The 20137-nt window shown below is 70.1% G+C and carries 19 protein-coding genes, 1 rRNA gene and 2 pseudogenes; 16 read left to right on the forward strand and 6 right to left on the reverse strand.

The features are described from left to right. Nucleotides 1-91: ribosomal RNA gene (rrf, locus tag ABZV58_RS27645) — 5S ribosomal RNA — on the forward strand; the annotation flags it as partial. 7 nt (nt 92-98) lie between these two features. Here the strand turns inward: rrf and ABZV58_RS27650 are convergent. Then, the gene (locus tag ABZV58_RS27650) at nt 99-1673 is read right to left on the reverse strand and encodes a hypothetical protein (RefSeq protein WP_355003100.1); all 1575 of its coding nucleotides are present in this window, start codon (nt 1671-1673) and stop codon (nt 99-101) included. Here ABZV58_RS27650 and ABZV58_RS27655 point away from each other — a divergent pair. From ABZV58_RS27655 to recN, 6 genes and pseudogenes are all read left to right on the forward strand, one after another. Beyond that, nucleotides 1560-2240: pseudogene (locus ABZV58_RS27655) on the forward strand (hypothetical protein); the annotation flags it as partial. The gene ABZV58_RS27650 and the pseudogene ABZV58_RS27655 overlap by 114 nt on opposite strands. A 400-nt stretch (nt 2241-2640) precedes the next feature. Further along, on the forward strand, nt 2641-3531 hold the full coding sequence (locus ABZV58_RS27660; protein ID WP_355003101.1) for an HAD-IIA family hydrolase: 891 nt from the start codon (nt 2641-2643) through the stop codon (nt 3529-3531). Between the two features lie 13 nt (nt 3532-3544). Then, nucleotides 3545-3853 (forward strand): hypothetical protein, encoded by a 309-nt coding sequence (locus ABZV58_RS27665; protein WP_355003102.1) that lies wholly within the window; start codon nt 3545-3547, stop codon nt 3851-3853. A 1-nt stretch (nt 3854) separates the two neighbouring features. Further along, nucleotides 3855-4676 carry a TlyA family RNA methyltransferase gene (locus tag ABZV58_RS27670; protein WP_067788262.1) on the forward strand — a complete coding sequence of 274 codons (822 nt, stop codon included), beginning with the start codon at nt 3855-3857 and terminating at the stop codon, nt 4674-4676. Continuing rightward, the gene (locus ABZV58_RS27675; RefSeq protein WP_355003103.1) at nt 4673-5665 is read left to right on the forward strand and encodes an NAD kinase; all 993 of its coding nucleotides are present in this window, start codon (nt 4673-4675) and stop codon (nt 5663-5665) included. Before ABZV58_RS27670 ends, ABZV58_RS27675 begins: the two co-directional genes overlap by 4 nt. Beyond that, on the forward strand, nt 5643-7412 hold the full coding sequence (recN, locus tag ABZV58_RS27680; protein WP_355003104.1) for a DNA repair protein RecN: 1770 nt from the start codon (nt 5643-5645) through the stop codon (nt 7410-7412). Before ABZV58_RS27675 ends, recN begins: the two co-directional genes overlap by 23 nt. Before the next feature lie 124 nt (nt 7413-7536). On the opposite strand, the gene ABZV58_RS27685 is transcribed toward recN, so the two are convergent. Further along, complete coding sequence (locus tag ABZV58_RS27685) at nt 7537-7959, reverse strand: SRPBCC family protein (protein WP_355003105.1); 423 nt, start codon at nt 7957-7959, stop codon at nt 7537-7539. Nucleotides 7960-8118: 159 nt separating this feature from the next. On the opposite strand from ABZV58_RS27685, the gene ABZV58_RS27690 reads away from it, so the two are divergent. Together ABZV58_RS27690 and ABZV58_RS27695 are read left to right on the forward strand one after the other, a co-directional pair. Beyond that, nucleotides 8119-8454, forward strand: coding sequence for a hypothetical protein (locus tag ABZV58_RS27690; RefSeq protein ID WP_355003106.1), 336 nt, complete (start codon nt 8119-8121; stop codon nt 8452-8454). A 75-nt stretch (nt 8455-8529) separates the two neighbouring features. Then, nucleotides 8530-9717, forward strand: a complete 1188-nt coding sequence (locus ABZV58_RS27695; protein ID WP_355003107.1) for a zinc-dependent alcohol dehydrogenase — start codon at nt 8530-8532, stop codon at nt 9715-9717. 12 nt (nt 9718-9729) lie between these two features. Here the strand turns inward: ABZV58_RS27695 and ABZV58_RS27700 are convergent, their stop codons facing one another. From ABZV58_RS27700 to ABZV58_RS27715, 4 genes and pseudogenes are all read right to left on the reverse strand, one after another. Then, nucleotides 9730-9951 (reverse strand): lipopolysaccharide assembly protein LapA domain-containing protein, encoded by a 222-nt coding sequence (locus tag ABZV58_RS27700; protein WP_355003108.1) that lies wholly within the window; start codon nt 9949-9951, stop codon nt 9730-9732. A gap of 158 nt (nt 9952-10109) precedes the next feature. Next, nucleotides 10110-10460 (reverse strand): annotated as a pseudogene (locus tag ABZV58_RS27705) (hypothetical protein); the annotation flags it as partial. A 10-nt stretch (nt 10461-10470) separates the two neighbouring features. After that, nucleotides 10471-11277, reverse strand: a complete 807-nt coding sequence (locus ABZV58_RS27710; protein ID WP_355003109.1) for an LLM class flavin-dependent oxidoreductase — start codon at nt 11275-11277, stop codon at nt 10471-10473. Between the two features lie 160 nt (nt 11278-11437). Beyond that, nucleotides 11438-11833: a nuclear transport factor 2 family protein gene (locus ABZV58_RS27715; protein ID WP_355003110.1), complete on the reverse strand. Its 396-nt coding sequence runs from the start codon at nt 11831-11833 to the stop codon at nt 11438-11440. A 304-nt stretch (nt 11834-12137) separates the two neighbouring features. Between ABZV58_RS27715 and steA the strand changes: the two genes are divergently transcribed. The 7 genes from steA to ABZV58_RS27750 all read left to right on the forward strand — a co-directional run bounded on the left by steA (nt 12138) and on the right by ABZV58_RS27750 (nt 20078). Beyond that, complete coding sequence (gene steA, locus ABZV58_RS27720; RefSeq protein WP_355003111.1) at nt 12138-13364, forward strand: putative cytokinetic ring protein SteA; 1227 nt, start codon at nt 12138-12140, stop codon at nt 13362-13364. After that, a complete protein-coding gene (locus tag ABZV58_RS27725; RefSeq protein WP_355003112.1) occupies nt 13364-14308 on the forward strand; it encodes a copper transporter in 945 nt (314 codons plus the stop codon). Before steA ends, ABZV58_RS27725 begins: the two co-directional genes overlap by 1 nt. A gap of 157 nt (nt 14309-14465) precedes the next feature. Then, complete coding sequence (locus ABZV58_RS27730) at nt 14466-16178, forward strand: CTP synthase (RefSeq protein ID WP_355003113.1); 1713 nt, start codon at nt 14466-14468, stop codon at nt 16176-16178. Nucleotides 16179-16207: 29 nt separating this feature from the next. Continuing rightward, a complete protein-coding gene (locus tag ABZV58_RS27735) occupies nt 16208-16846 on the forward strand; it encodes an NUDIX hydrolase (RefSeq protein WP_355003114.1) in 639 nt (212 codons plus the stop codon). A gap of 12 nt (nt 16847-16858) precedes the next feature. Next, nucleotides 16859-17809, forward strand: a complete 951-nt coding sequence (gene xerD, locus ABZV58_RS27740; RefSeq protein WP_355003115.1) for a site-specific tyrosine recombinase XerD — start codon at nt 16859-16861, stop codon at nt 17807-17809. Nucleotides 17810-18117: 308 nt separating this feature from the next. Beyond that, nucleotides 18118-19062, forward strand: a complete 945-nt coding sequence (locus ABZV58_RS27745) for a ParA family protein (RefSeq protein ID WP_355003456.1) — start codon at nt 18118-18120, stop codon at nt 19060-19062. Beyond that, nucleotides 19059-20078 (forward strand): segregation/condensation protein A, encoded by a 1020-nt coding sequence (locus ABZV58_RS27750; protein ID WP_355003116.1) that lies wholly within the window; start codon nt 19059-19061, stop codon nt 20076-20078. Before ABZV58_RS27745 ends, ABZV58_RS27750 begins: the two co-directional genes overlap by 4 nt. Nucleotides 20079-20137: the final 59 nt, after the last annotated feature.

The following is a 20137-nucleotide window of genomic DNA, read 5'->3' on the forward strand; positions in this document are numbered from 1 at the left end:
GCCCGGTCCCATTCCGAACCCGGAAGCTAAGGCCACCTGCGCCGATGGTACTGCACTCGACAGGGTGTGGGAGAGTAGGACACCGCCGGAACATCCTTTCACGATAGGGGACCCAATTCTGGGTCCCCTATCGTCGTTTGGGGCGCTTTCGCGCCTCTGGCGCCGTCGAGTCCGAGCCCCGCCGACGGCACGTGATTCAATTTGATGGGGCCCTGAACAACCTCAGCGGAACCTAGAAGGGGATCACCGTGTCCGAAGACAACGACGGTCGGAAGCCATTCCGACGTAGCGCTTCCTCCTCGGGTCAGCGCGACGCCGGTTCGGACCGGCCGTCTCGCGGCACGGGTGGCTCGTACGGATCTTCGCGCGGCGGTTTCGACCGCAAAGGCGGGTCCGGTGAACGCGGTGAGTCCGGTGGACGCGGTGGCTTCCAGCGCCGCGAGGACCCCGGTAGCCGTGGTGGTTCTGGAAGACGCGAGGACTCCGATAGTCGCGGCGGTTTCGACCGCGGCGGCGAACGTCGCGGCGGTTTCCGGCGCGGTGAGGGCTCCGGCGAGCGCGGCGGTTACGGTTCGCGCGGTTCTTCCGAAGAGCGCGGTGGTTTCCAGCGCCGGGGAGAGTCGGGCGAACGCGGCGGTTACGAGCGCCGCGGTGACTCCGGAGAACGTGGCGGATTCAAGCCGCGCCGCGACTCCGATGACAAAGGCTTCAAGCCACGCGGTGGCTCCGAGGATCGCGGCGGCTACGGTCGCGGCGGTTCCAGCGAGCGCGGTGGATTCCAGCGCGGCGGCTCGGGCGAGCGTGGCGGGTTCGAGCGCCGTGGCGGTTCCGGTGAGCGTGGCGGTTTCGATCGTGGTGGTTCCGAGCGCGGTGGGTACCAGCGCGGTGGTTCCGAAGAGCGTGGCGGGTTCAGCCGCGGCGGCTCGGGCGAGCGTGGCGGATTCAACCGTGGCGGATCGGGTGAGCGCGGTGGTTTCGACCGCCGTGGCGGCTCGGGCGAGCGTGGCGGGTTCGAGCGCCGTGGCGGTTCCGGTGAGCGCGGTGGCTTCGATCGTGGTGGTTCCGAGCGCGGTGGGTACCAGCGCGGTGGTTCCGAAGAGCGCGGTGGTTTCGACCGCCGCGGCGGCTCGGGCGATCGTGGTGGTTACGAGCGGCGCGGCGATTCCGGAGAACGTGGCGGATTCAAGCCGCGCCGTGACTCCGATGACAAAGGCTTCAAGCCGCGCGGCGAGCGTGGCGGGTTCGGCCGCGGCGGGGATTCCGGCGAACGGCGCGGGTTCTCCGGGCGCGGCGAGAGTGAGCGTGGCGGATACGAGCGCCGCGGTGACTCCGGAGAACGCGGCGGTTTCCAGCGCCGTGGTGATCGTCCCGACTTCGCTCGGCGCGAAGGCGATCGCGGCGGTGCCGAGGAGCGTGGTTTCGATCGCGGCGAGAGCGGCGATCAGGGCGGTTTCAAGCGCCGGAGCGAATCGGGCGAGTACGACCGCGGACAGCAGGATCGTCGTCGCGGTGGCGAGGGCGCTCGCACCGGTGGCCGTTCCATGGATCGGCGCCCGCCGCGTCCCGAGGAACCTGATCTGCCGGACGACGTGCAGGCGTCCGATTTGGACACCGCCGTCCGTCGCGATCTGCTGAGCCTGGACAAGGGCAATGCCGAGACCGTGGCGCGGCACCTGGTGATGGCGGTCCGCCTCGTCGAGGACGATCCGCGCTTGGCGCTCGCGCACGCACGCGCCGCCAGACAGCGCGCGGGCCGGATCGCGGTGGTGCGTGAGACCGCGGGCGTCGTCGCTTACCACGCGGGCGAGTGGGCGGAAGCGCTGTCCGAGCTGCGTACTGCCCGGCGCATGTCCGGCGGGCACGGTCTGCTCGCCGTGATGGCCGACTGCGAACGCGGTCTCGGTCGTCCCGAGCGCGCGATCGAGCTGGGGCGTAGCGACGAAGCCCGCACGCTGAGCGGTGACGAGGCCACCGAGTTGCGCATCGTCGTGGCGGGTGCGCGCATGGATCTCGGCCAGTACGACCAGGCCGTGGTGACGCTGCAAACGTCCGACCTCGACCCGGAGCGCACCGGCTCCGCCGCGGCGCGCCTGTTCTACGCCTACGCCGACGCCCTGGTCGCCGCGGGTCGCACCGACGAGGGCCTGACCTGGTTCCTCAACGCGGCCTCCGCCGACCTCGACGGCGAGACCGACGCCGAGGAACGCGCCGACGAACTGACCGGCGACACCGACCTGTAGTCCGCACCGACCGCGCTGGACTGCGCGGCAAACGCGGCCGCGTTGTAATCGTCGCCGGGTCCACACTGCGCCACGCCGCTTCAGGCGCTCGATGCGCGGCGGCTGAGGGGCCGACCGTGAAGCGCCGTCGCGGAACGGGTTTCGCAACCCGTGGGCGACCGAAGCCGTGCTCAGCACGTTGGGCCGGATCGTCCGCCCGGCGCTGTGTGCTCGGCAACGCGATGCCCTATCTGTCGGCCGCCTGACGTAGGGTCGAGGCCTCGGCGTGTGGCCGAGGCGCTCGGATCGGCGGGCGTGCGCCGCGACTCGGCCATGGCGGATCGATCCACGGCGAGCGGCGCGACGAGCCTTGGGCGCGCACGGAATTCGGCACGGCACGGTGACACGAAGTGAGAGTGGTGTGAAGCGGCTACGAGATCGCTACGAAGCCCTGTTGCTGGACCTGGACGGCACGCTGTATCGCGGTCCGGCGGTGATCGAGGGTGCGCCGGAAGCGTTGGCGGGCAACGGCGAGTCGGAGCAGCGGCTCGTGTACGTCACCAACAATGCGAGTCGCGGCCCGGAGGTGGTGGCCGAACATCTGGCGGACCTTGGCTTCCCCGCGACCGCTGAAGACGTGGTGACCAGTGCCCAGGCGGCCGCGCGGCTGCTGGCCGAACGCCTGCGCCCCGGCGCCGAAGTGCTCGTCGTCGGCACCGACGATCTGGTCGCCGAGGTCGACGCGGTCGGCTTGCGCGGCATCCGCCGCTTCGACGGGACCGTGCCCGCCGCCGTGGTGCAGGGGCATTCGCCGCAGACGGCTTGGCCGGATCTGGCCGAGGCCGCCTACGCGCTGCGTGCCGACGCGCTCTGGGTTGCGGCCAACACCGACAAGACCCTGCCGAACGAACGCGGTCTCGCACCGGGCAACGGCGCGATGGTCGCCGCGCTGCGCGCCGCCTCGGACCGCGAGCCGATCGTCGCGGGCAAACCGTACGCGCCGCTGCTGGAGGACGCGCTGGTGCGCGCCGGAACCCGCAGCGCACTGGTCGTCGGGGATCGCATGGACACCGACATCGAGGGGGCGCAGCGCGTCGGACTCGAATCGCTGCTCGTGCTGACCGGCGTGAGCACCTTGGACGAGCTACGCACCGCACCCGAGACACGCATCCCCACCTACGTCGCGGATTCCCTGGACGCGCTGAACCACCCGCCGGTCGACGACGACTCGACCGACGACCTGTCCGAGCGGCTCCGGCGCTACCCCGGTCGGGCGGTGACGGTGCGCGCGCCCGATTCGGAAATCCGATAGCGTTGGCAACACGATGACTACTCCGACGCCCCGCCCGCAGGGACCCGGCGTGCCCGGTTCCGGACCGAACGCGCCCCGCCCCGGCATCCCGCTGCCCGGCAGGCATCTGCCCGGCGCGCAGGGTCGCCCGGAGCCCGCCGACCCGGACCGGATCCGCGGCGAGATCGACAGCCTGCTCGCCGAGCTCGACGCGCGCGGCGCCGCCCTCGGGGCGGCCCCGGAGAGCGCGGAATCCGGCGTCGACATCACCCGGCGCGCGCGCATCCTGGAGCAGGCACACGACGTGCTGGTCCAGGCCCTGGCTACGGTGGACAAGATCTGAGGTGGCCAGGCGCGCGCGAGTGGACGCCGAACTCGTTCGCCGCGGGTTGGCGCGATCGCGGGAGCACGCGGTCGAGCTGATCGGCGCGGGTCGGGTCCTGATTGCTGGATCGGTCGCCACCAAACCGGCGACCGCGGTGGAGGCGGGTACCCCGCTGCTGGTGCGGGAGGAGCCCGACGAGGTGCAGTGGGCCTCGCGCGGCGCGCACAAACTCCTCGGCGCGCTGGAGCGATTCGAGGCCGAGGGCGTGCGTGTCGCGGGCAAGCGCTGTCTCGACGCGGGCGCGTCCACCGGCGGGTTCACCGATGTGCTGCTCAGCAGGGGCGCGCGCGAGGTGGTGGCCGTCGATGTCGGGTACGGCCAGCTGATCTGGCGGTTGCAGAACGACGACCGGGTGCGCGTGTACGACCGCACCAACGTCCGCAATCTGACACCCGAACTCATCGACGGCACGGTCGAACTCGTCGTCGGTGACCTGTCCTTCATCTCGCTCGGCTTGGTGCTGCCCGCCCTCGCCGCCTGCGCCGCCGACGGCGCCGACCTGCTGCCCATGGTGAAACCGCAGTTCGAGGTCGGCAAGGAACGGGTCGGCTCCGGCGGTGTGGTGCGGGATCCGGCGCTGCGCGCGGAGGCCGTGCGGACGGTCGCCGCGGCGGCCGCCGAGCACGGGCTGCGCACGCTCGGCGCGGTGGCCAGCCCGCTGCCGGGTCCGTCGGGCAATGTCGAATACTTTCTGTGGCTGCGCAAGGACGGGCAGTTCGAATACGACGCGGAGCAGGTCGCTGCTCTGGTCGAGCGTGCGGTTGAGGAGGGTCCACAGTGAACGCGGTGGCGCCGGAATCCGGCGGCCGGGAGATCCTGCTGGTCTCGCATCCGGGCCGGGCCGAGATCATCGAGACCGCCCACCGGGTGGCGAAGATCTTCACCGAGGCGGGAATCGGGCTGCGGGTTCTGGACGACGAGGCCGACAGCACCCGCTTCGACGTCGAGGCCGGGCCGGACGCGGTGGCCCTCGCGGCGCCAGGCGGCTATCCGGTGCGGGTGGTCGAGCACGGCCCGCACGCCGCGGTCGGCTGCGAGATGGTGCTGGTGCTCGGCGGTGACGGCACGTTCCTGCGCGCCGCCGAACTGGCGCGTCCCGCGTCGGTGCCGGTGCTGGGAATCAACCTGGGGCGCATCGGTTTTCTCACCGAGGCCGAGGCCGAGCACTTGGACGAGGCCTTGGGCCAGGTGGTGCGCGGCGATTACCGCATCGAACACCGGATGACGATCGACCTGTCGGTCCGGGTGGACGACGAGGTGGTGGAGACCGGCTGGGCGTTGAACGAGGCCAGCATCGAGAACGCTTCGCGGATGGGCGTGTTGGAGGTGGTGCTCGAGGTCGACGGGCGCCCCGTCTCGTCGTTCGGCTGCGACGGCATCCTGGTCTCCACGCCGACCGGTTCCACGGCCTACGCTTTCTCGGCAGGTGGCCCGGTGGTGTGGCCGGAGCTGGAGGCGCTGCTGGTGATCCCGAGCAACGCGCACGCCCTGTTCGCGCGGCCGCTGGTGACCAGCCCGGAGTCCAGGATCGCGGTGGAATCCGTTGCCACGGGCCACGATGCGATAGTTTTCCTGGACGGCAGGCGCACCATGGCGCTGCCGAAGGGCGGCCGCGTCGAGGCCGTCCGCGGCGCCGAACCGGTGCGCTGGGTGCGGTTGGACTCCGCGCCGTTCGCGGACCGGATGGTGCGCAAGTTCCAGTTGCCTGTGACCGGCTGGCGAGGCCGACGGCGAACGGAGAGCACACGTGCTGACAGAGATCAGGATTGACAGCCTCGGCGTCATATCCACGGCCACGGCGCAGTTCCACGAGGGTCTCACCGTCCTGACCGGTGAGACCGGCGCGGGCAAGACCATGGTGGTGACCAGCTTGCACCTGCTGAGCGGCGCCCGCGCGGACGCGGGACGGGTGCGGCTGGGCGCGGCGCGCGCGGTCGTGGAGGGCCGGTTCACCGTCGAGGACGTGAACGAGGCCGCCCGCACCGAGGTCGGGCAGGTGCTGGAATCGGCGGCGGCCGAGGCCGACGACGACGGCAGCATCATCGCGATCCGCACGGTCGGCAGTGACGGACGCTCGCGTGCGCATCTCGGCGGGCGCGGTGTGCCCGCCTCGGTGCTCGCCGATTTCACCGCGCCGCTGTTGACCGTGCACGGACAGAACGACCAGCTGCGCCTGCAACGCCCGGAACAGCAGCTCAACGCGCTCGACCAGTTCGCGTCCGAGACCGTCGGCCCGCTGCTGCGCAAGTATCAGGTGCACCGCCGCTCCTGGCTGGACGCACGCAACGAGCTGCTCGAACGCACCGCGCGCAGCAGGGAATTGGCGTTGGAGGCCGATCGGCTCAAGCACTCGCTCGCCGAGATCGACGCCATCGCACCCGAACCCGGCGAGGACGTGCGGATCGTCGGTGAGGTGCGCAGACTGAGCGACCTGGATTCGTTGCGCGAGGCCGCGGCGACCGCGCACGACGCGCTCGCCGGACCGGCCGACGCGCCCGAAGACGGTTCCGGCGCACTGGAATTGCTCGGCGCCGCGCGCTCGCGGCTGGAATCGGCCGACGATCCGGCCCTGTCCGCGCTCGCGCCGCGGCTGGGCGAGGCCATCGCGGTGGTCGTCGACCTGACCACCGAGCTGAGCGGTTACCTCTCCGACCTGCCGTCGGATCCCGGCGCGCTCGATTCGCTGCTGACCCGGCAGGCCGAACTCAAGAGCCTCACACGCAAGTACGCGCCCGACATCGACGGCGTCATCGCCTGGGCCGACGAGGCGCGCGCCCGGCTGGATTCGCTCGACGTTTCCGAGGAGGCACTGACCAAGCTTGCCGCGGAGGTCGACATCGCCGCCGAACGCGTGCGCGCGGCGGCCCGCAAGCTCACCGCGGCCCGCACCAAATCCGCGGGCAAGCTGGCCGCGGCGGTCAGCGCCGAACTCGGTGGTCTGGCGATGGGGAAGGCGCGATTGGAGGTCGAGGTGCGTCCGGTGCCCGCGGGCGCCCAGGATTCCGCGCCGCTGACCGTCGACGGCGCCGAACTGCACGCGGGCTCGTCCGGTGTGGACGAGGTCGAGTTCCGGCTCTCCGCGCATTCGGGCGCGCAGTCGCTGCCGTTGAGCAAGAGCGCCTCTGGTGGCGAGCTGTCGCGGGTGATGCTCGCGCTCGAGGTGGTGCTCGCCAGTTCCGATCACGGCGCGACGATGGTGTTCGACGAGGTCGACGCCGGTGTCGGCGGCCGGGCCGCGGTGGAGATCGGCCGCAGGCTGGCCAGGCTGGCGCGCACCCACCAGGTCATCGTGGTGACGCACCTGCCCCAGGTCGCGGCGTTCGCCGACACGCATCTGGTGGTGGACAAGTCCGACGACGGCAAGGGCAAGGTCAACAGTGGGGTTCGTGCGCTCACCAAGGACGAGCGCGTCATCGAGCTGGCCCGCATGCTCGCCGGTCTGGACGACACCGAGACCGGTCGCGCGCACGCCGAGGAACTCTTGGAGACCGCCCGCGCCGAGCGCGCCACCGCCTGAAGTCCCGAACGCGAGACGCCCTCGTCCCGAAAGTACTTCGGGGCGAGGGCCTCGTCACGCAAGTCTTTTCGGCGCGCGTCCCGGGCTCAGAGTGGCTGGTGAGAACCCAGTGCGGCCGGAGTGATCAGCGGAACGCCTTCTGCGCGCCCTTGATGAACTGGTTGATCAGGACCCGCAGGCCGGCCTCGACCGCCTTGGCGGGCACCGGCAAGCTCGGCTCCGACTCCATCGTGTACGTCACCCGGGTGCCGCCCTCGGCGTCGGCGAAGGTCACGATGCCGACGTGGCGCTTCACGGGGACGCCCTTGACGATCTTGTATTCCATCCGCTCGCCGGGCACCAGCTTGGTGGTCTCCTCGATGAAGCCGACGGTACCGCGGCCCACCACGTACTGAGCGCCCACACCCGAGGGCGTCGGGGAGCCCGGCTTCTTCAGGGTGAACTGCACGCCGGGGAGGTGGCCGTTGATGCCGTCCCGTTCGGCGAAGAACTTGTAGACGGCCTCGCGCGGGGCGGGGATTACGGCGTCGACGGTGCTGCTGGCCATGCGTTTCTCCTCTTCGAGCTGTCTGTGACGGAAGTGTATAGGTACCACGTCACGCGCCGGAGTGTCGTGTAGGCGCGGTCACATTCCGTCGATTCGGTTTCGGTCCGCGCTGACGGGCAACTGCGGGTACATCGACAGCCGAAAATCAGGAGGACGACCATGTTCCGAACGGGTCTTCGCTTGGCGTTCATCACCGCGGCCGCCGCCTCGGCGGTCGTGCTCGGCGGCGCGCTGGCCGCCGCGGCCCCGACGCTCACCGCCGACACCGCCGAGGAAGGCAGCATCGCGGTCGGCAGCAACCCGGAGGGCGAGCAGTGGACCTGCGCGCTGATCGGCTCGGCCGAGCAGCAGGGGAGCCGCTTCGACATGGCGCGGGCCGGGGAGAGCCGCGGCGGATTCGCCGCGGGCAGCACGGTGACCGCGGGGTGCCTGAACACCCAGTCGTTCGCCATCACCGTCGTCACGGGCGTGACCTCGCTCGACGACGAGGACTGACGCGGCCTGGAAAGACTTCGTCCGACGGCTCATCAACGCCGCCGGTATATCCGAATACTCGGCGAGGAGACCCGCATGAAGGCCGTGACGTGGCAGGGCAGGCGCAAGATATCGGTCGATTCCGTGCCGGATCCGCGCATCGAATCGCCCACCGACGCCATCGTGCGGGTGACGTCCTCGGGCATCTGCGGTTCCGATCTGCACCTCTACGAAGTGCTCGGCGCGTACATGAGCGCGGGCGACGTGCTCGGGCACGAACCCATGGGCATCGTCGAGGAGGTCGGCTCGGAGGTGACCGGTCTGGCGAAGGGTGACCGGGTGGTGGTGCCCTTCCAGATCAGCTGCGGTCGATGCGTGATGTGCGCGGCGGGTCTGCCGACCCAGTGCGAGACAACGCAGGTCCGCGACTACGGCAGCGGCGCCGCCCTGTTCGGTTATTCCAAGCTCTACGGACAGGTGCCTGGCGGGCAGGCCGAATACCTGCGGGTGCCGTACGCCGAGCACACGCACATCAAGGTGCCCGAGGGGCCCGATGACGACCGCTTCCTCTACCTTTCGGACGTGCTGCCCACGGCGTGGCAGGCCGTCGAGTACGCCGGGGTGCCGGACGGCGGCTCGGTCACCGTGCTCGGTCTCGGCCCCATCGGTGACATGGCCTGCCGGGTCGCCGCGCAGCACGGCTACCGGGTGATCGGCGTCGATCGTGTGCCCGAGCGTCTGGCGCGGGTCGCCGCGCGCGGCATCGAGGTGCTCGACTTCGAGGCGGTCGGCGCGCCGCTGGGCGACGTGATCCGGGAGATCACCGAAGGCCGGGGGACCGACGCGGTGATCGACGCCGTCGGTATGGAGGCGCACGGCTCGCCTTTCGCCTCGATCGCCCAGCGCTCCGCGGCCTACCTGCCGGATGCCGTGGCGCAGAAGCTGATGGACAACGCCGGTATCGATCGTCTCGCCGCACTGCACTCGGCGATCGACATCGTGCGCAGGGGCGGGACGATCTCGCTGGTCGGCGTGTACGGCGGAATGGTCGATCCGATTCCGATGCGGGTGCTGTTCGACAAGCAGATCCAGCTGCGCATGGGCCAGGCGAACGTCACCCGCTGGGTCGACGACATCATGCCGCTGCTGGTGGACGGCGATCCGCTCGGCGTGGAATCCTTTGCCACGCACCGCCTTCCGCTGTCCGCCGCGCCGGAGGCCTACGCGATGTTCCAGCAGAAGTCCGACGGCGCGGTGAAGATCGTGCTGGAACCGAGCGCCTGATCTAGGCCCTGTCTAGCGCCGCTTGCGCATCGTCAGCACGCCGGCGATCCAGCCGACGGCGAACATGACGAGCAGGATCAGCCACATCGGCGACTGCACGCTGATCAGCAGGAATTCGATCGTCACCTTGGTGCGGTTCTCCAGGACGAACAGCACCGCGAGCACCGTCAGAGCGAGCGCGGCCCATTGCGTCGGCGAGATCCGCGACAAGAACGAACGGGATTCGGTGGCCATCGGTCGATCCTCTGTGCCCGGGTGCGCCGTCGCCTGCCGTGCCGTCGCCGCTCCCGACTTCGGCGACGCCGCGAACGTGCTCGGCATTGAGAAGTCGCTTCAATGTAGCCGAGGCGCTCGAGTGGCGGCGGCGATGACATGTAATTGCCGCATCGACCTCAGCTGTTGGCGACGTAGGCGTCGATCTCGCAGAGGTAGCCGTCCAAGCGCGCCGGGAGCCAAGACGCGCCGAAGGAATTGCGGGCCAGCTCCACCAGCCGGTCGTCCTCGACGATGTTGGTGCCGTGGTCGAGCCGGTCGACGCTGATCTCCTCCAGCGCTTGGCGGATGTGTTCGCGGGAGTCGGGTTGATCGATGTCGCAGTGCATGGTGAGCAAGAAGCCCTCGCGGCGAGCCCGTTCGAATGCGGCGGCGAACTTGCGCGGCGGGTTGCCGCGCTCGTCGGAGTCCAGGCCGACGCCGATGGTCCAGTCCCGGTAGGGCAGCGCTTCCATCAGCGCGGAGGCCGATTTCCGAGGTTCACAGTGACTGCTGGAGCTCGGCGGCGAACTCGTAACTCGCTTCCCACCCCGTGGGCGACGGCGCGAGGATCACCCGTTCGGCGCCGGCGGTGGCGTATTCGGCCAGTTGGTCGGCGGCCTGCCCGGGAGCGGTGGCCATCGGCGGGGCGACCACGGTGATCGTCGGCGCGGTGCGACCGTATCCGTCGGCGAGCGTGGACAATTCGCGTGCGCTCGCGGAGACTTGCGCGGGACTCGCGCCGATCGTGATCCAGCCGTCGGCGTACTCGGCCGCCCGCCGCCGCGCCCGTGGACCGTCGCCCGCGACCAGAACCGGTGGCATCGTCGCGACGGGGGCGAGGGCGAGTTCGGTTCCGTCGGTGAGGGTCACCGGTTTTCCGGCGACCAGGTCGGGGAGGAGGCGCAGCGCCTCGTCGGTGCGTGGGCCGCGCTCGGCGAAGGACGCGCCCGCCGCGCGCCAACCGACGTCGCCGTGGGCCGGATTGCCGGTGCCGACGCCGAGCAACAGGCGGTTGTCCGACACGTACTGCAACGCGCCGATCTGCCTGGCCGCCCAAGTGACCGGGCGCAGGGCGAGGATCAGCACCCCGTAGCCGACGCGCACGCGGTGGGTCGCGGCGGCCGCCGTGGCCAGCACCACCGTGCTGTCCAGAATCGGGCCGCTGGCCACCAAATGATCTGCGGCCCAGACCGATTCGAGCCCCGCCGCTTCGGCGAAGCTCGCGGCCGCACGGACGTCACCGAGCATCGGGTTTTCGGGATCGGGGGAGGAGGTGGGCAGGATGACGCCGAGCTGCAAAGTCATGCCCGCGACGTTACGAGCGGCTCCGACCGCGGCCAATGTCGCGAAAGCTCATCCTCATGCCGCCGACGCTCACCGCGAAATCTTCTGCTCATCAGTGATTTCGACAGTGCGGGAATCTCGCGGCCGATCGCACCAGGTGCACCTGAACCGGCGCACGAGATCAGGCGGCGTCGGTGAGTTGGGTGAGCACGCACAGCCAGCGTCCGTCGTGACGCACGAACACATCGGTGGTCCATTCGTCGGCGTCGACGCGCCCGCCCTCGTAGTGCGCCGTATTGCGAACCCGCACCGTCAGCGTCGCGACGTCCCCGTACACCTGGATCCGAGGCTCGCCGACCCGCTCCATCATCGAGTGGCTCAGCGTCCCGGCGCCGACCAACTCGAGAAATCGCGCCCCCTCCGACACGCCGTTCGACGAAACGAAAACCCAGTCGTCGGAGACGAATTCGGCGATCAGCCGGGCATCGTTGGCTACCAGCGCCGCCAGCCACTCGTCATAACGCCGCCGGATCTCTTCCGCGACCGATCCATTCTCGATTGTCCCTGAGCTCCTCATACCGAAGCACGGTAGACCGCGTGGGCGCAGGCGGCTTGGACGAAAGGAACCCACCATGTCAGCGTTTCGGGCTTGGCGACTTCCTGCATGGTCGGCTGCGCCAGTCCGGCGCGGGCGACGACGCGCAGCGCGGCGTCGCAAACTCATGCCTCGAGCGGCAGCGCTGTCCGAGGCGCGTGCGACGTGGAGGCAACCAGTCCGGTCGGTTCGAAAATGGGACAGGCTTGTATCACTGTGACGAATGGGGCGGGTGGTTCCGGCGCGCCTCCACCAGTGGTTGAGAGTTTGCGGCCATCATCGGGCCATGAGGATGCTGGCGTTGTTGTCGAAGAACACCGAAACGCTGCCCGGTCTGACCGGGACGGCCCGGGTGGATCGCAACACCCGGCGCCTGCTGCGACGGATCGGTCCCGGCGATGTCGTCGTACTCGACGAGATGGACCTGGATCGGATCACCGCCGATCGGCTGGTGGAGGCGGGTGTGGTCGCGGTGATCAACACCTCGCCCTCGATCTCCGGCCGCTACCCGAACCTGGGCCCGGAAGTGTTGGTGTCCAACGGCATTCCGCTGCTGGACACGGTCAGTTCCGACGCCTTCACCAAGATCAAGGACGGCAGCCGGGTCCGCATCGACGGGGGCGTCGTCTACGCGGACAAGCTGACCAAGAAGGAGCCGGAGGTCTTGGTCGAGGCCATCGAGCTCACCGAGGCCACCGTCGCCGAGCGGATGATCGAGGCACGCAACGGACTGGCCGATCACCTGGAAGCCTTCGCGGGCAACACCATCGAGTACGTCCGCACCGAGAGCGCGCTGCTCATCGACGGCATCGGCGTTCCCGAGCTGGAGCTCGACATGAAGCGCAGGCACGTGGTCGTGGTGGCCGACGGCCCCGACCACGCCGACGACCTGAAGCGGCTCAAGCCGTTCGTCAAGGAGTACACACCGATCATGGTCGGCGTCGGCCGCGGCGCGGACACCCTGGTGAAGCAGGGCTACCGGCCCGATCTGATCGTCGGCGATCCGGAAGAGATCACCTCGGCGACCATGAAGTGCGGCGCGGAGGTCATCCTGCCCGCCGACACCGACGGCCACGCCAAGGGCCTGGAACGCATCCAGGATCTGGGCATCGGCGCGACCACCTTCCCGTCCTCCGGCGCGCCCGCCGACCTCGCGCTGCTGCTGGCCCACCACCACGGCGCCGCGCTGATCGTGACCGTCGGCGCGGCCGCCTCGCTGGACGACTTCTTCGACCGCGGCCGCCGCGACAGCAACCCTGCCACCTTCCTGACCAGACTCAAGCTCGGCACCAAGCTGATGGACGCCAAGGCCGTCGCCACCCTGTACCGCAACCGGGTGTCGGGCGTGGCGATCGCGATGGTGGTGCTGGCCGCGCTGATCGCGGTCATCGTGGTGCTGCTCGCCTCCAACTCCGGCGGCGAACTGCTCGACTGGGGCGTCGACACCTGGAACCGCCTCTCGGTTCGGGCCGAGGGCCTCCTACAAGACCTGTCGAACACTCAGGGGCGGTAATGATCTCACTGCGCCAGCACGCGACCTCCCTCGTGGCCGTCTTCCTCGCGCTCGCCATCGGCGTGGTGCTCGGCTCGCAGACGCTCGCCGCGGACCTGCTCTCCGGACTGCGCGCGGACAAGACCGAACTGCGTCAGCAGGTCGACGCGCTCGGCGAACAGAACCGCCATCGCACCGACCAGCTCGACGCCGCCGACCGGTTCATCGCGGGCTCCGCGGACCGCATTCTGGGCGGCGCACTCGGCGCTCGCTCGGTCGTAATCTTCACCACTCCGGACGCGGACGCCGCCGATATCGAGGCGGTGTCGAAGGGCATCCAGACCGCGGGCGCGACGGTGGCGGGCCCGATCGCGCTGACCGACGCGTTCACCGACGCGACCGAGGGCGACCGGCTGCGCACCGCGATCACCAACGTCATCCCGGCTGGCGCGCAGCTGCGCACCGGCGGCGTCGACCAGGGCAGCATGGCGGGCGATCTGCTCGGCCTGGTGCTGCTGCTCGATCCGGCCACCGCGCAACCGCGCAGCACCCAGCAGGAGCTGAGCCTGGTGCTGGAGACCCTGCGCGGCGGCGGCTTCCTCGCCTACGGCGACACGCCGGTGCAGCCCGCCCAGCTCGCGGTGGTGGTGACCGGCAACGGCGCGAAAGCCGCGGAGAACAGCCAAGGTTCGAATCTGGCCCGGTTCGCGGGCGGACTGCGCGGGCGCGGCGCGGGCGTGGTGCTCGCGGGCCGTTCCGGCGCGGCCGAGGGCGCGGGACCGATCGCGTCCGCCCGGTCCGACGCGACGCTGGCCACCACCCTGACCACCGTGGACAATCTGAATCGGGAGATCGGCAGGGTCACCGCCGTCCTCGGGCTCAGCGAACAGCTCAACGGCGGCGCGGGGCGATACGGCACCGGCGCGAAGGCGACCTCGCTCACCCTCGCCGCGCTGCCGGGCTGAACTCGCGGACCGCCGCTATCCCGCCGCACGTGCGGACGCCGCCGGGCGATCCCGCTCACAGTCGCAGACCCGCCGCTCTGACCGAGTTCTGGCGATCGGTCAGCAAACGTGCGTGGCGTTCGTTTCACCGGGCTCGGACGTGTTACCGTGAAGACCCGTGGGTCAAACACGGATTCAGACGCGAACCGCTACCAAACACATCTTCGTCAGCGGTGGTGTCGCCTCCTCATTGGGTAAAGGCCTTACCGCTTCGAGCCTCGGTCAGCTGCTGACGGCGCGCGGTCTGCGCGTCACCATGCAGAAACTCGACCCTTATCTGAACGTCGATCCGGGCACCATGAATCCGTTCCAGCACGGAGAGGTGTTCGTGACGGAGGACGGCGCCGAGACCGATCTGGACGTCGGCCACTACGAGCGATTCCTCGACCGGGACCTGTCCCGCGACGCGAATGTGACCACGGGGCAAATCTATTCGTCGGTGATCGCCAAGGAGCGCCGCGGCGAGTACCTGGGCGACACGGTGCAGGTGATCCCGCACATCACCGACGAGATCAAGAGCCGCATCCTCGCGATGAGCGGCCCCGATCTGCAGGGGCAGACGCCCGATGTGGTGATCACCGAGATCGGCGGCACCGTCGGCGACATCGAGTCGCAGCCCTTCCTGGAGGCCGCCCGGCAGATCCGCCACGACGTGGGCCGCGACAACGTCTTCTTCCTGCACGTCTCGCTGGTGCCGTACCTGGCGCCCTCGGGCGAGCTGAAGACCAAGCCGACCCAGCACTCGGTGGCCGCGCTGCGCAACATCGGCATCCAGCCCGACGCGCTGATCCTGCGCTGCGACCGCGAGGTGCCGCAGGCGCTCAAGAGCAAGATCGCGCTGATGTGCGACGTCGACGTGGACGCCTGCATCTCCACCCCCGACGCTCCCTCCATCTACGACATCCCGAAGGTGCTGCACCGCGAGGGCCTGGACGCCTACGTGGTGCGCAGGCTCGGCCTGCCGTTCCGCGACGTGGACTGGACCGTGTGGGGCGACCTGCTCGATCGCGTGCATCAGCCGCGCGAGGAGGTCGAGGTCGCGCTGGTCGGCAAGTACGTCGACCTGCCCGACGCGTACCTGTCCGTCACCGAGGCGCTGCGCGCGGGCGGGTTCGCCTCGCGCGCCAAGGTGAAGATCCGCTGGGTGCCCTCCGACGAATGCGAGACCGAGTCCGGCGCGGCGGCCGCGCTGCGCGACGTGGACGCGGTGCTGATCCCCGGCGGCTTCGGCATCCGCGGCATCGAGGGCAAGGTCGGCGCGATCCGCTTCGCCAAGACCAGGAAGATCCCGCTGCTCGGGCTGTGCCTCGGCCTGCAGTGCGTGGTGATCGAGGCGGCCCGCTCGGTCGGCCTCGCCGATGCCAACTCGGCCGAGTTCGAGCCGGACACCACGCACCCCGTCATCTCCACCATGGCCGACCAGAAGGACGTCGTGGCGGGCGAGGCCGATCTCGGCGGCACCATGCGCCTCGGCGCGTACCCGGCGACCCTGGAGAAGGGGTCCGTCGTCGCGCAGGCCTACGGCGCCGAGCACGTGTCCGAGCGGCACCGGCACCGCTACGAGGTGAACAACGCCTACCGCGACAAGATCGGCACCAGCGGTCTGAAGTTCAGCGGCACCTCGCCCGACGGGCACCTGGTCGAGTTCGTCGAGCTGCCCGCCGACGTGCACCCGTTCTTCGTCGCCACCCAGGCGCACCCGGAGCTCAAGAGCCGCCCGACCCGCCCGCATCCGCTGTTCGCGGCGCTCATCGCGGCGGCGCTGAAATACAAGCTGGCCGAACGGCTTCCGGTGGACATCCCCGGCGAGGAACTGGCGAACGCGGAATAGGCATCGAAGTGAGCGACAGAGGGGGAGATGTGCCGGGACGTCACGAATTCGAGACCGTCGCGAGCAAGACGCTCTACACCGGCGCGATCCTGGCGCTGCGCCAGGATCGGGTGGCGATGCCCGGCGGGCACGTGGTGGAACGCGAGGTCGTCGAGCACCACGCCGCCGTCGCGGTGGCCGCGATCGATGACGACGACAACATCGTGCTGATCCGCCAGTACCGGCACCCGCTCGGCGCCCGGCTGCTCGAGCTGCCCGCGGGCCTGCTCGACATTCCCGGCGAGGACCCGCTCGCGGCGGCGAAGCGGGAACTCGCCGAGGAGACCGGGCTCGCCGCGCGGGAATGGGCGGTCCTCGTCGACGTGGCGCTCTCGCCGGGGTTCACCGACGAGGCGCTGCGGGTCTACCTGGCCAGCGGGCTGTACGACACCGACCGGCCGGACCCGGAGTTCGAAGAGGCGGATCTGGAACTGGTCCGGATGCCGGTCACCGAGGCGGTGCGCGCGGCGCTGGCCGGGGAGATCACCAACGCCACCGCGGTGGCGGGCGTGCTCGCCCTCGTGGCGGCGCGCTCCGGCGACACGCCGCTACGACCCGCCGAGGCGCCGTGGCCTGGACAACCCACCGCGCTGCTGCGGCGTAAAGCGGCGCCGCCGCCGGAAAGCTGACAGGATTCGAGGGTGATCGCGCGCGAGATCGACTCCTACCTCGACCATCTCGCTGTCGAGCGCGGAGCCGCGCGCAACACCCTCGGCGCCTATCGCCGCGATCTCGATCGCTATCGCGACTTCCTGATCGGGCGCGGCGTCACCGAATTGGATCGTGTCGCCGAATCCGATGTCGCCGAGTTCACCGTCGCCCTGCGCGCCGGTGGCGAGCAGCATCCGCCGCTGGCCGCGAGCTCGGTGGCGCGCGCGTTGATCGCGGTGCGTGGACTGCACCGCTTCGCCGCGGCCGAGGGACTCACCAGAACCGATGTCGCGCACGCGGTGAAACCGCCCGCGCCGGGTAGGCGGCTGCCCAAGGCACTGCCCTACGACAAGGTGCTGCGCCTGCTGGAGGCGGCGGGTGGCGGCGCCATCGCGGACGAGGAACAGAACGCGGTCGACGGAGGACCGCGCGGGCTGCGCGACCGCGCCCTGCTGGAACTGCTCTACTCCACGGGCGCGCGCATCTCCGAGATGGTCGGCCTCGACGTCGACGATCTCGACACCGACGACCGCGCCGTCGTCCTGCGCGGCAAGGGCGGCAAACAACGCATGGTGCCGATCGGCCGTCCCGCGCTGTCGGCGGTGGACGCCTATCTGGTGCGCGGGCGTCCGACACTGGCCGCGGCGGGCAAGAACGTCGCGGGCGCGCTGTTCCTGAACGCGCGCGGCGGGCGGCTGTCCCGCCAGAGCGCTTGGCAAGTCCTGCAGACCGCGGCGGAACGCGCGGGAATCGGCGCGGCCGTCTCGCCGCACACCCTGCGGCACTCGTTCGCGACGCACCTGCTCGACGGCGGCGCCGACGTGCGCGTGGTGCAGGAACTGCTCGGCCACGCCTCCGTGACGACCACCCAGATCTACACGCTGGTCACCGTGAACACGCTGCGCGAGGTGTGGGCGACCGCCCATCCGCGCGCCCGCTGAGCCGCGCGCGTCGCCGTCGACCGCTCGTCGCCGACCCGGACAGCGGGTATCGTCCGAAATCGAAGTGCTTCCGGCAGCTCGGTCGTGACACGTGCGGCGAGTCGGGGTGGGAGAGCATCGCGACAGCAACGCGGGTGTCGCGTGTCCGAGCGCGGGTCTCGCGCGGTCAAGCGGTAGCGTCTACCGAGAGCTGGACCGTACGAAAGCGAGGTCGGGCCCGATCGGCCTCGCTAGGCTCGGCGAGGCAACGGGCAGGAACGTCTAAGGAGCAGCGGATCGTGACGACAGCCGGCGCGGCGGAGCCGCCGATGGGTGCTGGGGCGCAGCCGCTTACGGGGCCCCGGTCGGACGGGTACTCGGACGCCGCGGCGGAAACGCTGTGGGACAGCGGGGTCGAGCCCGTTCCGGAGAGCCCGGAACTGGGACCGACCGGACGCCCACTGCGCCTGGTGCCCGACCCGCCGCCGGTCGCCCGGCACGGCGAGGCGCTCATCGTGGCCATGTGCAACCAGAAGGGCGGAGTCGGCAAGACGACCTCCACCATCAATCTCGGCGCGGCACTGGCCGAATACGGCCGCCGCGTGCTGCTGGTCGATTTGGATCCGCAGGGCGCGCTCTCGGCCGGACTCGGCGTCGCCCACCACGATCTCGACCTCACGGTGCACAACCTGCTCGTCGGCAGCCGCACCTCCATCGACGACGTGCTGATGCGGACCAAGGTCGAGAACATGGACCTGCTGCCGAGCAACATCGATCTCTCGGCCGCGGAGATCCAGCTCGTCAACGAGGTCGGCAGGGAGCAGACCCTCGGCCGCGCACTGGAACCCGTGCGCGACCGCTACGACTACATCCTCATCGACTGCCAGCCCTCGCTCGGCCTGCTCACCGTCAACGCGCTGGCCTGCTCCGACGGCGTCATCATTCCGATGGAGTGCGAGTACTTCTCGCTGCGCGGGCTCGCGCTGCTCAACGACACCGTGGAGAAGGTGCGCGACCGGCTGAACCCGCGGCTGAGCCTGTACGGCATCGTGGTCACCATGTTCGATGCCCGCCTACTACATTCGCGCCAGGTGATGGCGCGTGTCGTCGAGGTCTTCGGCGAGCTGGTCTACGACACCGCCATCGCGCGCACCGTCCGCTTCCCGGACGCGAGCGTGGCCGGTGAACCCATTACCACGTGGGCGCCGAAATCCGGTGGCGCCGAAGCGTATCGGTCGATGGCGCGGGAAGTCATCCACCGGTCCGGCCGGTGAGCGAGGCAGCGGACCCCGCACGAACGACGACTACGCAGACGATCGGCCCGCACGTTGTCGCGCGGGGCGATTCGGACGAGCCGCGTGAACCCGCGGAATTCGGCGATGCGGTGCGACCGGACGATGCCGCGGAGTCGAGTGATGCCGCGGAGCCGCGTGATTCGACGACCACGGGCGATGCCGAGCAGGGCGGATCCGGTTTCCGGCTCAAGCTCAGCAATTTCGAGGGGCCGTTCGACCTGCTGCTCACCCTGATCAGCTCGCGCAAGCTGGACGTCACCGAGGTGGCGTTGCATCAGGTCACCGACGAGTTCATCGCCTACACCAAGGCGATGACCGCGAGCATGAACGAGCAGAGCGGGCTGCGCGCGGACAAGATCCTCGACCAGACCACCGAATTCCTGGTCGTCGCCGCGACCCTGCTCGACCTGAAGGCCGCGCGGCTGCTGCCCTCCGGTGAGGTCACCGACGCCGAGGATCTGGAACTGCTGGAGGCGCGCGACCTGCTGTTCGCCCGGCTGCTCCAGTACCGGGCGTTCAAGCAGGTCGCCGAATTGCTCGGTGAACTGGAGGCGGTCGCGCTGCGCCGCTATCCGCGCTCGGTCGGCCTGGAGGAGCGGTTCGCCGGTCTGCTGCCCGAGGTTACGCTGGGAGTCGACGCGGCCGGATTCGCCGATATCGCCGCCGCGGCGTTCCGCCCGCGCCCGACGCCTGAGGTCGGGCTGGACCACCTGCACGCGCACGCCATCTCGGTCGCCGAGCAGGCCGCGCTGGTGCTGGAACGACTGAAGGCGCGCGGCGCGGGCGGGTGGACGACGTTCGCCGAGCTGGTCGCCGACTGCGAGATGCCGGTGCAGATCGTGGCGCGCTTCCTCGCGCTGCTCGAGCTGTACCGGGGCAAGACCATCGAGTTCGACCAGCCCGATCCGCTCGGACCGCTCGCGATCAGCTGGATCGGCGAGCCCGAGGACGGAGCACCGGCGCAGGCCGTGACGATCGAGGAGGACTACGGGTGACGGACTCGACCATCGACACCGCCGCCGACGGTGCGGTAACCGACAGCGCGGCTCGATCT

This window comes from Nocardia sp. NPDC004654, assembly GCF_040609595.1.
In the GTDB taxonomy this organism is placed as follows: domain Bacteria; phylum Actinomycetota; class Actinomycetes; order Mycobacteriales; family Mycobacteriaceae; genus Nocardia.

What these genes read in the sequence shown, in the direction of transcription:
- ABZV58_RS27695 (WP_355003107.1), top strand. Translation starts at nt 8,530, where the DNA reads ATGAAGGCCGTGACGTGGCAGGGCAGGCGCAAGATATCGGTCGATTCC.
- ABZV58_RS27665 (WP_355003102.1), top strand. Translation starts at nt 3,545, where the DNA reads ATGACTACTCCGACGCCCCGCCCGCAGGGACCCGGCGTGCCCGGTTCC.
- ABZV58_RS27690 (WP_355003106.1), top strand. Translation starts at nt 8,119, where the DNA reads ATGTTCCGAACGGGTCTTCGCTTGGCGTTCATCACCGCGGCCGCCGCC.
- ABZV58_RS27715 (WP_355003110.1), bottom strand. Translation starts at nt 11,833, where the DNA reads ATGAGGAGCTCAGGGACAATCGAGAATGGATCGGTCGCGGAAGAGATC.
- ABZV58_RS27685 (WP_355003105.1), bottom strand. Translation starts at nt 7,959, where the DNA reads ATGGCCAGCAGCACCGTCGACGCCGTAATCCCCGCCCCGCGCGAGGCC.
- ABZV58_RS27725 (WP_355003112.1), top strand. Translation starts at nt 13,364, where the DNA reads ATGATCTCACTGCGCCAGCACGCGACCTCCCTCGTGGCCGTCTTCCTC.
- ABZV58_RS27745 (WP_355003456.1), top strand. Translation starts at nt 18,118, where the DNA reads ATGGGTGCTGGGGCGCAGCCGCTTACGGGGCCCCGGTCGGACGGGTAC.
- ABZV58_RS27710 (WP_355003109.1), bottom strand. Translation starts at nt 11,277, where the DNA reads ATGACTTTGCAGCTCGGCGTCATCCTGCCCACCTCCTCCCCCGATCCC.
- steA (WP_355003111.1), top strand. Translation starts at nt 12,138, where the DNA reads ATGAGGATGCTGGCGTTGTTGTCGAAGAACACCGAAACGCTGCCCGGT.
- ABZV58_RS27700 (WP_355003108.1), bottom strand. Translation starts at nt 9,951, where the DNA reads ATGGCCACCGAATCCCGTTCGTTCTTGTCGCGGATCTCGCCGACGCAA.